The sequence below is a fragment of the Mycolicibacterium houstonense genome, from assembly GCF_900078665.2.
Taxonomy (GTDB): domain Bacteria; phylum Actinomycetota; class Actinomycetes; order Mycobacteriales; family Mycobacteriaceae; genus Mycobacterium; species Mycobacterium houstonense.
In genome coordinates this window covers 1,032,330-1,045,257 of sequence record NZ_LT546207.1, presented here as the reverse complement: position 1 = coordinate 1,045,257, position 12,928 = coordinate 1,032,330, and the positions used below count along the sequence as shown (strand labels likewise).

Genomic DNA, 12,928 nt, shown 5'->3' with positions numbered 1-12,928 from the left:
CGCGCAACGCACCGCCGCTCCGATTGCCGCGCTCCTGCGCACAGACACCGTGCTCGACCCGCGGCTGCGCGAGAAATCGTACGGCGAGGCCGAGGGGCGCCCGCAACGTTGGCTCGACGAGCGATTCGTCGCCCCGCCGGCTCGGGGCGACCGGCTCACCCACGATGAAGGTCTGCGCGGTGCCGAGACCAAAGAGGCCTTCGCGCGGCGGGTCTACGCCGCGATGGACACCATCACCGCGAGCGGCGGGCAGCATCAGGTGATCGTCACTCATGGTTTCGCCTTGACTTTCGTGATCGCCGCCTGGATCCGGATGCCCGTCACCGCGCTCGGCTACGTCAACTTCGCGGCCGGCCCCGGCAGCATCACCACCCTGCGTGAGGACGACTACTTTCGCAACCGCCAGGTGGCCGAACTCGGCGATGTCCGCCATCTCGGCCATCGGTGACGATCGGGCCCGAACACCGCCGTACGGGCGTCGGTGCGCATTGAGAGGTGTTGCCCGGCAACGAATGTGGCCAGAACCTTGATACCGTCCAAGTAAGCGGCCACACTCGAGGTGATGGCTGTTGGCCTCGACTTCACAGGCATGTTGAGATCGGCCGGGCTTCGCGTCACCCGCCCCCGGCTGGCGGTACTCAATGCGGTGAGCGAGCATCCACACGCCGAAACCGAACTGATCATTCGCGCCACCCGCGAGCACGTACCCGACGTGTCTCACCAGACCGTGTACGACGCGCTCAATGCGCTGACCGCGGCCGGGCTGATCCGGCGGATCCAGCCCAGCGGTTCGCTGGCCCGCTACGAGACCCGGGTCGCCGACAATCATCACCACGTCGTCTGCCGGTCGTGCGGCGCCATCGCTGACGTGGATTGCGCGGTCGGCGCCGCCCCTTGCCTGACTGCCTCGGATGACAACGGGTTCGCCATCGACGAAGCCGAGGTCATCTATTGGGGCCAGTGTCCTGATTGCTCGCGATCTCGAAGTTCCTGATGGCAGCCCCATCACACACCGATGAAAGGGAATGCAATGCCCCCGAACACCCCTGACACCTCCGATGCCCGCCCGCCGCAGGCCGACACCGATACGCATAGTCGCAGCGAGTCCGAGAACCCGGTCATCGAGTCGCCGAAACCCAAGGCTCATGCGCCGCTGACCAATCAGGACTGGTGGCCCGATCAGGTGGACGTCACCAGGCTGCACAAGCAGCCCGCCGAGGGAAACCCTTTGGGTGCGGACTTCGACTACGCCAAGGAATTCCAGAAGCTCGATGTCGAGGCGCTCCGGGCCGACATGCTCGAGCTGATGACGTCGTCACAGGACTGGTGGCCGGCCGACTACGGCAGCTATGCCGGTCTGTTCATCCGGATGAGTTGGCATGCCGCGGGCACGTACCGCATCTTCGACGGCCGCGGCGGCGGCGGACAGGGTGCACAACGGTTCGCCCCGATCAACAGCTGGCCGGACAACGTCAGTCTCGACAAGGCGCGCCGGCTGCTGTGGCCGATCAAGCAGAAGTACGGCAACAAGATCTCCTGGGCCGACCTGATCATCTTCGCCGGTAACGTGGCCCTGGAGTCCGCCGGTTTCAAGACCTTCGGCTTCGCGTTCGGCCGCCAGGACATCTGGGAACCGGAGGAAATCCTGTGGGGACAGGAGGACACCTGGCTCGGCACCGACAAGCGTTACGGCGGCACCAATGAGAGCGACCGCAGCCTGGCCAATCCGTACGGTGCCACCACGATGGGCCTGATCTACGTGAATCCCGAAGGCCCCGAGGGCAAGCCGGATCCGCTCGCGGCGGCGCACGACATCCGGGAGACGTTCGGCCGGATGGCGATGAACGACGAGGAGACCGCTGCGTTGATCGTCGGTGGTCACACCCTCGGCAAGACGCACGGCGCCGGGCCTGGTGATCTCGTCGGCCCCGAACCGGAAGCCGCACCGATCGAACAGCAGGGCCTGGGCTGGAAGTGCGCCTTCGGCTCGGGCAAAGCCGGCGACACCATCACCAGTGGCCTCGAAGTCGTCTGGACCACCACGCCGACGAAGTGGAGCAACAGTTACCTGGAGATTCTCTACGGCTACGAATGGGAGCTGACCCAGAGTCCTGGTGGTGCATGGCAATTCGAGGCCAAGGACGCCGACGCCATCATTCCGGACCCGTTCGGCGGGCCGCCGCGCAAGCCGACGATGCTCGTCACGGACGTGTCGATGCGGGTCGATCCGACGTACGGTCCCATCACCCGGCGTTGGCTCGACCATCCCGAGGAGCTCAACGAGGCCTTCGCCAAGGCCTGGTACAAGCTGCTGCACCGCGACATGGGCCCGATCAGCCGCTACCTGGGCCCGTGGATTCCCGAACCGCAACTGTGGCAGGACCCGGTGCCCGCCGTGGACCATCCCCTGATCGATGAGCAGGACATCGCCACCCTGAAGGGCAAGGTGCTCGAATCGGGCCTCTCGGTGCAGCAATTGGTGAAGACGGCCTGGTCTGCGGCGTCGAGCTTCCGCGGCACCGACAAGCGTGGCGGCGCCAACGGGGCCCGACTTCGGCTGGAGCCACAGCGCAATTGGGAGGCCAACGAACCATCCGAGCTGGACAAGGTGCTGCCGGTGCTGGAGCGCATTCAGCAGGATTTCAACGCCTCGGCCACCGGGGGCAAGAAGGTTTCGCTGGCCGACGTGATTGTCCTGGCCGGTTCCGCGGCCATCGAAAAGGCCGCCAGGGACGGCGGATACGAGGTCGATGTGCTCTTCTCGCCGGGACGCACCGACGCGACGCAGGAGAACACGGACGTGGATTCGTTCGCGGTGCTCGAACCGAGAGCCGACGGGTTCCGGAATTTCGTGCGGCCGGGTGAGAAGGCGCCCCTCGAACAGCTGCTGGTCGACAAGGCGTACTTCCTGAATCTGACAGCGCCCGAACTGACGGTGCTCGTCGGTGGGCTGCGGGCCCTCGGCGCCAACCACGGTGGCAGCAAGCACGGGGTGTTCACCGAGAGGCCGGGCGCGTTGACCAACGATTTCTTCGTCAACCTGCTCGACATGAGCACCGAATGGAAGCCGTCGGAGACCACCGAGAACGTCTACGAGGGACGGGACCGTGCCACGGGCCAGGTTCGCTGGTCGGCCACCGCCAATGATCTGGTGTTCGGGTCGAATTCGATCCTGCGTGCCGTTGCCGAGGTCTACGCACAGGAGGACAACAAGGCCAAGTTCGTCGAGGACTTCGTCGCGGCCTGGGTCAAGGTGATGAACAACGACAGATTCGACCTGGACTGAGCCGATCCGCCGGTGACGCCTAACCCGGAAAGCGGGAAATGAGGGCTGCCGGGGTCCATTTCGGCCAGGTCGGCGATCCGACGACGAATCCGCCGGTGATCTGCGCGACGATCCGCGGGCCCTTGATGGTGCTGTTGTCGTAGAACGTCGCCGAATCCGCACGTGTGGCGGCGACGGCGACCAGACTCCAAAGACGTTGGTAACGTTCGCGAATCTTGGCGTCGGGGACGTCATGGCCGCCGGCCTGAACCCGATGGCGCACCCGTTGCACGGCGAGGTCCTCGGGGATCAGCACGCAGTGCACGACGACGGTGTAACCGGCAGCCAGCGCCTCGTCGATGAGGTCGAGCTTGGACGGGTGCGAGAACACCGTCTCGGCAATGAACGAGTCGCCACGTTCGATGAGTTTGGCCCGGGTCCCCGCGGCTACGAGCGCCGCCTCGTACGAGTGCGGAGCGGGGTCGTCAGGCCAGCGGCGCTTGGCGATCTCGTCGGCGTTGACGAACGGACTGTTCGGAAGCAGCCGCGAGAGCGTGAGTTCGACGAAGGTGGACTTGCCGGCCCCGTTGCATCCGACGACGAGGTCGAGGCGCTTCACCGCCGGGTGCAGCCCATGTCAGTGCGGGCGACGGTCACCGCTGATCTGCCAGCACAGCTGTGCTGCCGTCGGGCCGGTACTGGACGATGTCGCCGTTCTCGTCGAGCGCGACGGTGGTGATCCCGCGGCCGGCCAGGGTTGCGCCGTAGTCGGCGGCGGCCAGGTTCTCTTCGATGGACGCGGCGATCTCGGCGTTGAACACCGCACCTTCTTCGGCGGTCAGATCGCGCAGGAGGGTGTCGCCGGCCAGGGCGGACTCCACCTTGCGGCGCGCCGCGCTGTGCTGGCTCGAGACGGCCCGGCCGACTCGGGCCCAGTGATCGAGCTGCTGCTTGGCCGACCGGCTTTGACGTGCGCCTTCGACGGCCGCGCTGTCCACCAGGTCAGCGGCGAACCGGGTCACCCGATCTGCGGTTTCGGTCATGACAGGCCTCCGTTGTAGCAGTCTGAAACCAGCGTAGCAGAATGCTACGGAGACGGGAGCTACCGCGAGGCTACCGCGACGACAGCCGTCGTGCGATCTCGCCGTACCGCTCGAGACGGTCAGGGCCGCCCAGCGCGTTGTAGAGCACGAGCCGGGTGGCGATGCCCTGGTATTTGGTGGTCAGGGCGTCGGCCAACCCGTCCCAGGTCGACTCGGTGGCGAAGGCCGCGATGTGATCGTCGGTGATCTGGGCCGCCATGCCGGCGAAGTCGCCGGCCTTCTGCCGCTCCCGCAGCCGCGCCGTCGTGCCGTCGAACCCCGCCTCGTCCCAGATGAACGCATAGTTCGGCGTACTTCCGTAGAAGCTCATGCTGGCCCGCACCAACTCCCGCTCGTTGGCGCGTTCTTCGTCGCTGTCACCGACGATGGTCATCACCGGCACGATCTTGGCGATGTCGTCAGGGGAGCGACCCGCCGTCGCCGCACCGGCGGCCAGATTCGGCAGCACGTGGCGGGCGATATAGCCAGGCTCACCGATCGGATGGATGTGTACGCCGTCGGCCACTTCGCCTGCCATGCGCAGCATCCACGGATTCACCGCGGCGATATCGATTTTCGGATCTGGTTCGCCGATCGGGCCGGGGCTCCATTGTGGCGTGATGAAGTCGAGGTCGTAGAAATCGCCGTGATGGTCGAGCTTGCCCGTGCGGAATGCGGCGAAACACGCCTTCACGGCCAGCGCATAGTCGCGCAGCCGCGGACCCGGATGTTCGAACGGCACTCCGTAGCGCCGTACGACGTGAGTGCGGACCTGGGTGCCGATACCGAGGCGAAACCGGCCCCCGGTGGCCTCCTGGAGTTCCCAGGCCGACGCCGCGGTGATGAAGGGGCTGCGCGGAAAGGCAACGGCGACACCGGTCGAGAGCTCGAGGCCGGGCGCGAGCTGTGACGCGACCGCCGCGCTGAGGTAGGCGGTACGGCCGGTCTCGGTGAGCAGCAGCCCGGAGAAACCGGCGGACTGGGTGCGGCGGGCGAGTTCACCGATTCTCGCCAACGGCTGCGGAACGGTCATCACGTCGACGTACACGTGGGCAGCCTACGTGCCAGACACGCGTAAAGCCTTAGAAGTCAACCGTTTCACGCCACGGGAGGCCTAGACTCGTCGGCATCAGGGCAATCGGCATCGCCGTCAACCGCAGCTGTTTGCAACTGAAGGAGGGGGACCCATGGTCAGAATTCACACGGTCGTGGCGGGGGAGACGCTTTCGGCGTTGGCGCTGCGTTTCTACGGGGAAGCGGATCTGTACCCGCTGATCGCCGCCGCCAGCGGACTACCGGATCCGGACGTCGTCAACGTCGGGCAGCGGCTGGTCTTTCCGGATTTCACGCGATATCACGCCGCCCAGGGCGACACGTTGCCGGCCGTCGCCGCGCGCTTCTACGGAAATGCCGAATTGCATCGGTTGATCGCCGCGGCCAACGGCATGGCCGGTGACGCCGAGATCCATGCCGGGCAGCAGCTGATCATCCCGGAGCTCAGGCGATACCAGGTTGCCGCGGGGGATACGTTGTCGGCGTTGGCCGCACGCTTCTACGGCGACGCCTCGTTCTATCCGCCGATCGCCGGCGTCAACGGGATCGCTGATCCGGGCGCGATCAACGTCGGACAGACACTCGTGATCTTCAGTGGCCGCACCGACGGGTTCGGCCTGCGGATCGTGGACCGCAATGAGAGCGATCCGCGCTTGTGGTACTACCGTTTTCAGACAGTGGCCGTCGGATGGAACCCCGGCGTCAACGTGTTGCTTCCGGACGACTACCACACGGGTGGGCGTACCTACCCCGTGCTGTACCTGTTCCACGGCGGCGGCACCGACGCGGATTTCCGGTTCTTCGACTTCATCGGAATCCGTAATTGGACCGCGGGCAAGCCGATCATCGTCGTGATGCCCGACGGCGGCCATGCGGGCTGGTACTCCAATCCGGTCACCTCGTTCGTCGGGCCCAGGAACTGGGAGACGTTCCACATCGCTCAGCTTCTGCCCTGGATCGAGGCGAACTTCCGCACCTACGCCGAATACGACGGTCGCGGAGTCGGTGGCTTCTCGATGGGGGGCTTCGGCGCACTGAAGTACGCCGCCAAGTACTACGGCCACTTCGCCTCGGTCAGCGCCCATTCCGGCCCGGCAAGCCTGCGCCGTGACTTCGGACTGGTGGTGCACTGGGCGAACATCACCTCGGCCGTCTTGGATCTGGGGGGTGGCACTGTCTACGGCGCCCCGTTCTGGGATCAGGCCAGGGTCAGTGCCGACAACCCGGTGGAGAGGATCGAGAGTTACCGCAACAAGCGCATTTTCCTCGTCGCCGGCACCAGTCCGGATCCGCTCAACTGGTTCGACAGCGTGAACGAGACGCAGGTGCTGGCGGGCCAGCGGGAGTTCCGCGACCGGCTCCGTCAGGCCGGGATACCCCATGAGGCACACGAGGTACCCGGTGGTCACATCTTGCGGCCGGAGATGTTCCTTCGCGACCTCGACGGGATCATCGCCCGGCTGCGCCCCGCAGCGCCAAGTAACGTTCTGTAACACTATTCACTTCTTTCTCACTAACCGCATAAGTATCAGAATTCAATTTCATCACTGCGGGCACATTAGAAACTTTATGCGCAATAGTTTTCAATTTGCACACTGCTTGTGCGCGGGACTTTGAGAAATCCGCCCTGGCGGCTCGCTTGGCCGCGGCTACCCGCCTTCGGCCTTCTAGCTGCGCGAATTGTGTGTGGAAGCTCCGTTCGGCCTGCTCCCACCGGCCTCACGGGGCGCATAACTATTAAATAAACTCAAAGAAGATAATTAGACTCTCTAGCACGGCTATTTTACTTTCGCCCCATCGGTAAACTCTGCATCACGAATGGGGTGGAATTTCACCGAGCCCCTGCCGTAATCGCCCTGCGCGGCAGCGCACGGCGCCACGAAGGGATCGACATGCGCGTGCGCAAGGTCGTCACGGTGCTCGCGATCGCCGGTGCGATCGCCGTGGCACAAATTCTCCTGGCAGTCCCGACCGCCGGCGCGGAACCGAACTGGGATGCGATGGCCCAATGTGAATCGGGCGGAAACTGGGCCGCTGACACCGGCAACGGTTTCTATGGTGGGCTGCAGTTCACCCCGGCGACGTGGGCCTCGCACGGAGGAACGGGATCGCCCGCGGCGGCGACCCGTGAAGAACAGATCCGCGTCGCCCGCAACGTGCTCCGCACGCAGGGGTTGGGTGCCTGGCCCGTGTGCGGCGGCCCGATCGGCATGGCGACCGGCACCTGTCGGCAGATGGTGGCCTGGATACCGCTGGCGAACCTGCCCCGCCTGTGCACAGTGGTGCTCAATCCGCTGGCCTGATAGGCACTTTCGGGTCCGGGTCGAGACCAGGGCGGTGAGTTTCTCCTGCCGCGCTGAACTACCTCGTCGGAACGTGTTGGTAGACATGGCGGGATGAGAGAACCGATGGACCATCCCCGGCCCACCCTCACCGTCTCGCGCATCGAGGCTCGGCGCGTGCTGCTGAGAAAGGGCCGCGACGGCGACGCCGAGGGATTGATCGAGACGCAGACCAATGAGCGGGTCCGCCAGTTCCTCGGTGGCCCACGCCCGGAAGCCGAAGTCCGTGCCGCGGTCGCATCGGTCGGAGCCCAAGCCCTGTTGGCCGCGGATGGCTGCTATGTCGTGGCCGACCGGGAGTCCGACAGCATGCTGGGCATGGTGACGCTGGATCGGCGCAGTCCGACGGTGCCGGGCCACGTGCAGCCGGGCGGCAATGAGCTCGAACTCAGCTATGTCTTCCGCACCCATGCGTGTGGTCGGGGATATGCCACCGAGGCCGCCACAGCGTTGTTGCGGCGCGCCGCTCGGGAGCTCGCCGACCAACCGGTGGTGATCGTCACCCAGTCAGCAAATCTGGCCGCGCTTCGGCTGGCCGACCGCCTCGGCTTCACGCACGTGGGCACGTTCGACCAATTCGACGCCGAACAGACGTTGGCTACGACGCGGTTGGCGACTTTCCTGCGGCGGTGAAAAAGTCTTGGCCAGCGCAGAACTCATTCTCAGCAAACCCTCAGTACGTCACTGCAACATCTAGACAGGCGCCGGCACGGCGCATATATGTCGGTGTCGCAAAGGAAGAGCTTTGGCAATGAATCAGTGGTCGGGACAGTCGTCGCAACCTGGCAACCGCGAGTGGAATGCGAATCGGTCCATGGAGCAACAGGAACCGAGCCCGTGGAGCCGGTCCGGGTATCGGCAGCCGTCCCCGCCGTACGGGCTGCACCCCGAGGCGGCGACCCAGGTTTTCGAGTCGCCGTTGGTGGAGCGGGATTCGCAGCCGAAGAAGAAGTCCCGCGTCGGCGTGCTGGTGGCGGGCACGGCCGTCGTCGCCATGGCCGCCGGCGCGGCAACCGCGGTCGCACTGGTGGACAANTGGTGGACAACTCCGGGCACCCCACGCCGGTTGCCCAGGCGCCTGCCGCCGCGCCGGCCGGAAAGCCCTCGCCGGCAACGGGTTCTGTGCCGAGCCAGCCTCGGAACGATGCCGCGGCCGGGTCGGTTGAGCAGGTGTCGGCCAAGGTGCTGCCGAGCGTGGTGAAGCTGCAGATCGAGACCGGGCAGGGAAGCGCGGAAGGTTCGGGCATCGTGCTCAGCGAAGATGGCCTGATCCTCACCAACAACCATGTCGTCGCCGAGGCGGCCCGCGGCTCCGCCGATCGGGGACCGTTGTCCGCCGACGCTGCCCCTGACCGCCAGTTCCCCGGCCTGCCGCGTGGCTTGTTCCCCGGCGAGGACCAGTACTCGCCGGACGGCCCGTCGAGCCGTCCGTCCGGCCGTACCGGTGGCGACTTGCGGGCTACGGTCACGATGTCCGACGGCACCACGGCGCCGTTCACCGTCATCGGTACCGATCCGGCCGACGATCTTGCGGTGGTGAAGGCGCAGAATGTCTCCGGGCTCACTCCGATCACGCTCGGTTCGTCGAAGAACCTGAAGGTGGGCCAGAACGTCGTCGCGATCGGCTCGCCGCTGGGACTGCAGGGCACCGTGACGACCGGCATCATCAGCGCGTTGGATCGCCCGGTCGCCACCGGCGACGCCCAGACCGGCCAGCAGTCGGTGATGAACGCGATTCAGACCGACGCGGCGATCAATCCCGGTAACTCGGGCGGGGCGCTGGTGGACATGAACGGTGACCTCATCGGGGTGAATTCGGCGATCGCCTCGTTGGGCGGCGGCCAGGGTTCACAGGGCGGACCGGCCGGATCGATCGGTCTGGGCTTCGCCATTCCGGTGGACCAGGCCAAACGGATTGCCGACGAACTGGTTTCGACCGGCACGGTCCGGCATGCGTCACTGGGTGTGCAACTCGCCGGCGATGACAGTCACGGTGCGGCGGTCGCCGGTGTCGTCAACGGTGGTGCGGCAGCGGCAGCGGGCCTGCCGGAGGGTGCCGTGATCACCAAGCTCGACAGCCAGGTGATCGACGGTCCCGACGCCCTGGTTGCGGCCGTGCGGTCCAAGGCGCCGGGTGACACCGTGACGCTGACCTATGAGGATCCGTCGGGCGCTTCGCGCACCGTGGACGTCACCCTCGGCACACAGCAGGCCTAGACGAGGCCTAGTTCAACCCGATCCCGGGCAGGAACCGCCCGACCGCCACACGGTAGTCGGCGTAGGCCTGCCCGTGGGTGCGCTGCAGGTACGGCTCTTCGACGACCCGGACCTGAAGTTCGATCGTCGCGAAGAGCACCACAAATGCGGCCAGCGCCAACGGGTTCGGGGTCATCAGCGTGATGCCGCCGGCGAAGACGAGCATCGCGGTGAAGATCGGATTGCGCACCCAGCCGAACGCACCGCGGCGGACCAACGTCGTCGTCTCACTGGGATCGACCCCGACCCGCCACGACTCACCCATGTCCCGCTGGGCATACAGCGTGGTGCCGATCCCGGCGACGGCCAGCACCGTGCCCACCGTCTGAATCCAGGGGGACCGCAGCAGGGAGATCGGGTTCAGCAGCCCGAGGTGCTGCAGCACCGGCGCCGTCAGGCCGATGACGATCGCGACGATGAAGCCCACGCCGGCCAGCCACTCCAGCGATCTGGGACGGCCGTGTATCCCGCGGAATCCCGTGGACCCGGTCTGCCGATATTGCACCCAACTTCGCCATCCGAACCCCAGCGCGGCGAAGGTCAGATAGAGAATCAGCGCGGTCAATGCCATGTCGTCATCACCTCATCGATCGTTGCAGCCATCGATGCACACATCCGCATCGAGACGCGCGGTATCGCAACAGGTTTCGCCGCGCCACGCGTCGCGTCCCTCATTGACCGCCACCCCGGCGAGGATGAGAGCGGCGATCGGGTCGGCCCAGCTCCAGCCGAAGGCGGTGTTGAGGACCAGTCCGGCGAGCACCACCCCGGACAGGTAGGTGCACAGCAGTGTTTGTTTGGAGTCGGCCACTGCTGAGCGGGAGCCGAGTTCGCGCCCGGCACGACGTTGAGCCAACGACAGCACCGGCATGATGACCAGGCTGGCTGCCGTCAACGCGATGCCGATTGTCGAATGCCGAGCGTCGGCGGCCCCGGTGAGCGACCGGATCGATTCGATGGTGACGTAACCGGCGAGCGCGAAGAACGACACCGCGATGATCCGCAGTGCGATCTTCTCCCTCGCCTCCGGGTCCGGGCCGGAGAACTGCCAGGCGACTGCGGCGGCCGAGGACACCTCGATCACCGAGTCCAACCCGAAGCCGATCAGGGCCGTGGAGGACACCCGAGTGCCTTCGCTGATCGCGATGATGGCCTCGACGACGTTGTAGGTGATGGTGGCCGCGACCAACCATCGGATCCGCCGGTGCAGCAGTTCCCGGCGGGCCGACGAGAGAGCTGCCGATGGCGTGCCGCCGGCTCCATCCATCAGCAGCATCCTTCGGATGCGGCATCAGGGCACTGGGCGGGGTCGGTGGCCAGCACCACCTGCAGCAGATCATTCAGGGCGTGGGCCAGCTTGGGGTCGGCGAGTTCGTAGCGGGTGCGTCGGCCCTCCGGTACCGCGACCACCAGGCCGCAACCGCGCAGGCAGGCAAGGTGGTTGGACATGCTCTGCCGAGACACCCCGGCCGACTCGGCCAGATCTGCCGGATATGCGGGGGAATCCTTGAGCGCCAGCAGGATCGTGGACCGTGTCTGGTCCGAAAGTGCGTGGCCGAATCGGGCCAGTACCTCAACCTGGGTCAGTGTCTCCACGAGGCCAACGGTACATTGCTTTGTGTATTCAGAAAAGGATGAACTATTGGTCAAGCGGCAGACCGCGGCCGCTCGTGAGCGTGTCAGGGGAAGCAGGCGGTGGTGACGGATCCGGGTCCGGGACCGTCGCTGCGCGCCTCGTTGATCTGGTGAACGCGCACGCTGACCTCCAGCTGGAAGCGATCGGCGGGATCCTTGAGCGAGAGGCCGGTGAGCTCTTCGATGAGCTTGATCCGGTACATCAGGGAGTGCCGGTTGAGGTATAGCGCTCGCGCTGCCGCGCTGATGTTGGTGGCTTCGTTGAGAAGGATCTCCAACGTGTGGACGAGTTGCCCTCGGCGGGTCTTGTCGTAATCGATCAGCGGCTGCAACGTCTCGAGGATCGTCGCCATGGACTGGGGATCCTGGCGCAGGACCTCGGCGAACTGGCGGGACCCGGCCGGCCGGCCGGGCAGGGCCGGCGGCACCGATGCCGTCATCGGGGCGGACTGCGCATGGACCGGAGGCAGCAGTGCCCAACTGACAAGGTCCTCGGGCAGCGCGCTGAGCCGCTGGGCGGACGCGACCAACACCGACACCGTGGACGTCGACGGGGCCGAGGAGAAGTGGCACATCACCAGGTCATCGGTCGCCGAACAATGGACGGCGACACCGGCCGAGAGCGCCAACTCGTCGAGGGCTTCGGCGAACGCCGAGGCGTGATCGTTCCAGCCGGTGTCGTCACGTTGGCGTCGTCCGATGGCCATCTCCACCTGCGTGCCGGGAGCGGACGGGCTCAACAGCGGGAACAGGTTCTTCTGAACATCGGCGAAGGCGATCTCCCACGGCAATATCACCACGGGGAACTCGTGACGATCGGCCAGCGGAACCAGCGAGTTGAGCAGTTCGCGGACGGTGATCTCCGGCGGCGGGCTCAATATCAGCCCCGCCGCATGAGAGGACACGAGATAGGTGAGGAACTCCCGATTGCCCGGCTGCCGGATATCGGCCCCGGTGCACAGCACGAGATCGCCGGGGCGGATGAAGGACTCGGCGGGAGCGTGGATGATGTCGACCCAGGCGACCTCACGGGTCAGCCCGCGGTGACCGGCGACCACCGAACCGCGGTCCAACGGCGCCACAGTCAAGGCCTCCGCCACGCTCAGCGACGATTCCCGGGACATGCTGCGCCTTCTCCTGATCTACCGTCGGCCCCCAGGTTCCCTGCTGCTGTCGGCGAGACCGCGGCGGCACACCCACACCCCCGGGCACGACGGTACCAGCGCATCGGGGACGTTCTCGCAGTACGCGAGGGCATGCTCGCCGACGCGGGGAATCGGCGAGCATGCCCTCGC

At 66.1% G+C, this 12,928-nt stretch carries 13 protein-coding genes and 1 pseudogene; 7 read left to right on the top strand and 7 right to left on the bottom strand.

Annotation, left to right across the window (positions count from 1 at the left end; translation table 11 throughout):
- The 3 genes from BN4332_RS05185 to katG all read left to right on the top strand — a co-directional run.
- The coding region (locus BN4332_RS05185; protein WP_066897498.1) for a histidine phosphatase family protein at window positions 1–448 on the top strand (448 nt) is incomplete at its 5' end.
- A 114-nt stretch (window positions 449–562) separates the two neighbouring features.
- Complete coding sequence (locus tag BN4332_RS05180; RefSeq protein WP_066897472.1) at window positions 563–994, top strand: Fur family transcriptional regulator; 432 nt, start codon at window positions 563–565, stop codon at window positions 992–994.
- A gap of 36 nt (window positions 995–1,030) precedes the next feature.
- Window positions 1,031–3,286: a catalase/peroxidase HPI gene (gene katG, locus BN4332_RS05175; RefSeq protein ID WP_066897471.1), complete on the top strand. Its 2,256-nt coding sequence runs from the start codon at window positions 1,031–1,033 to the stop codon at window positions 3,284–3,286.
- Between the two features lie 19 nt (window positions 3,287–3,305).
- On the opposite strand, the gene BN4332_RS05170 is transcribed toward katG, so the two are convergent.
- The 3 genes from BN4332_RS05170 to BN4332_RS05160 form a co-directional block, all read right to left on the bottom strand.
- The gene (locus tag BN4332_RS05170; protein WP_066897470.1) at window positions 3,306–3,884 is read right to left on the bottom strand and encodes an ATPase; all 579 of its coding nucleotides are present in this window, start codon (window positions 3,882–3,884) and stop codon (window positions 3,306–3,308) included.
- Between the two features lie 34 nt (window positions 3,885–3,918).
- Window positions 3,919–4,308, bottom strand: coding sequence for a TA system antitoxin ParD family protein (locus tag BN4332_RS05165; protein ID WP_066897469.1), 390 nt, complete (start codon window positions 4,306–4,308; stop codon window positions 3,919–3,921).
- Between the two features lie 70 nt (window positions 4,309–4,378).
- Window positions 4,379–5,395: a TIGR03617 family F420-dependent LLM class oxidoreductase gene (locus BN4332_RS05160; RefSeq protein ID WP_066897468.1), complete on the bottom strand. Its 1,017-nt coding sequence runs from the start codon at window positions 5,393–5,395 to the stop codon at window positions 4,379–4,381.
- Between the two features lie 139 nt (window positions 5,396–5,534).
- Here BN4332_RS05160 and BN4332_RS05155 point away from each other — a divergent pair, with 139 nt between their 5' ends.
- From BN4332_RS05155 to BN4332_RS05140, 4 genes and pseudogenes are all read left to right on the top strand, one after another.
- A complete protein-coding gene (locus tag BN4332_RS05155) occupies window positions 5,535–6,893 on the top strand; it encodes an alpha/beta hydrolase-fold protein (protein WP_066897467.1) in 1,359 nt (452 codons plus the stop codon).
- Window positions 6,894–7,292: 399 nt separating this feature from the next.
- Complete coding sequence (locus BN4332_RS05150; RefSeq protein WP_066897466.1) at window positions 7,293–7,703, top strand: transglycosylase family protein; 411 nt, start codon at window positions 7,293–7,295, stop codon at window positions 7,701–7,703.
- Between the two features lie 93 nt (window positions 7,704–7,796).
- Window positions 7,797–8,375, top strand: coding sequence for a GNAT family N-acetyltransferase (locus tag BN4332_RS05145; RefSeq protein WP_235654025.1), 579 nt, complete (start codon window positions 7,797–7,799; stop codon window positions 8,373–8,375).
- A 334-nt stretch (window positions 8,376–8,709) separates the two neighbouring features.
- Window positions 8,710–9,959: pseudogene (locus BN4332_RS05140) on the top strand (S1C family serine protease).
- A 7-nt stretch (window positions 9,960–9,966) separates the two neighbouring features.
- On the opposite strand, the gene BN4332_RS05135 reads toward BN4332_RS05140, so the two are convergent.
- From BN4332_RS05135 to BN4332_RS05120, 4 genes are all read right to left on the bottom strand, one after another.
- A complete protein-coding gene (locus tag BN4332_RS05135; protein ID WP_066897464.1) occupies window positions 9,967–10,569 on the bottom strand; it encodes a methyltransferase family protein in 603 nt (200 codons plus the stop codon).
- 12 nt (window positions 10,570–10,581) lie between these two features.
- The gene (locus BN4332_RS05130; RefSeq protein WP_066897463.1) at window positions 10,582–11,274 is read right to left on the bottom strand and encodes a cation efflux transmembrane domain-containing protein; all 693 of its coding nucleotides are present in this window, start codon (window positions 11,272–11,274) and stop codon (window positions 10,582–10,584) included.
- Window positions 11,265–11,594 carry an ArsR/SmtB family transcription factor gene (locus BN4332_RS05125; RefSeq protein WP_066897462.1) on the bottom strand — a complete coding sequence of 110 codons (330 nt, stop codon included), beginning with the start codon at window positions 11,592–11,594 and terminating at the stop codon, window positions 11,265–11,267. The genes BN4332_RS05130 and BN4332_RS05125 overlap by 10 nt, the downstream gene beginning before the upstream one ends.
- An 83-nt stretch (window positions 11,595–11,677) precedes the next feature.
- Window positions 11,678–12,757 (bottom strand): PucR family transcriptional regulator, encoded by a 1,080-nt coding sequence (locus BN4332_RS05120; protein ID WP_066897461.1) that lies wholly within the window; start codon window positions 12,755–12,757, stop codon window positions 11,678–11,680.
- Between the last annotated feature and the right edge of the window lie 171 nt (window positions 12,758–12,928).

What these genes read in the sequence shown, in the direction of transcription:
- BN4332_RS05165 (WP_066897469.1), bottom strand. Translation starts at nt 4,308, where the DNA reads ATGACCGAAACCGCAGATCGGGTGACCCGGTTCGCCGCTGACCTGGTG.
- katG (WP_066897471.1), top strand. Translation starts at nt 1,031, where the DNA reads ATGCCCCCGAACACCCCTGACACCTCCGATGCCCGCCCGCCGCAGGCC.
- BN4332_RS05155 (WP_066897467.1), top strand. Translation starts at nt 5,535, where the DNA reads ATGGTCAGAATTCACACGGTCGTGGCGGGGGAGACGCTTTCGGCGTTG.
- BN4332_RS05150 (WP_066897466.1), top strand. Translation starts at nt 7,293, where the DNA reads ATGCGCGTGCGCAAGGTCGTCACGGTGCTCGCGATCGCCGGTGCGATC.
- BN4332_RS05120 (WP_066897461.1), bottom strand. Translation starts at nt 12,757, where the DNA reads ATGTCCCGGGAATCGTCGCTGAGCGTGGCGGAGGCCTTGACTGTGGCG.
- BN4332_RS05180 (WP_066897472.1), top strand. Translation starts at nt 563, where the DNA reads ATGGCTGTTGGCCTCGACTTCACAGGCATGTTGAGATCGGCCGGGCTT.
- BN4332_RS05135 (WP_066897464.1), bottom strand. Translation starts at nt 10,569, where the DNA reads ATGGCATTGACCGCGCTGATTCTCTATCTGACCTTCGCCGCGCTGGGG.
- BN4332_RS05130 (WP_066897463.1), bottom strand. Translation starts at nt 11,274, where the DNA reads ATGCTGCTGATGGATGGAGCCGGCGGCACGCCATCGGCAGCTCTCTCG.
- BN4332_RS05145 (WP_235654025.1), top strand. Translation starts at nt 7,797, where the DNA reads ATGAGAGAACCGATGGACCATCCCCGGCCCACCCTCACCGTCTCGCGC.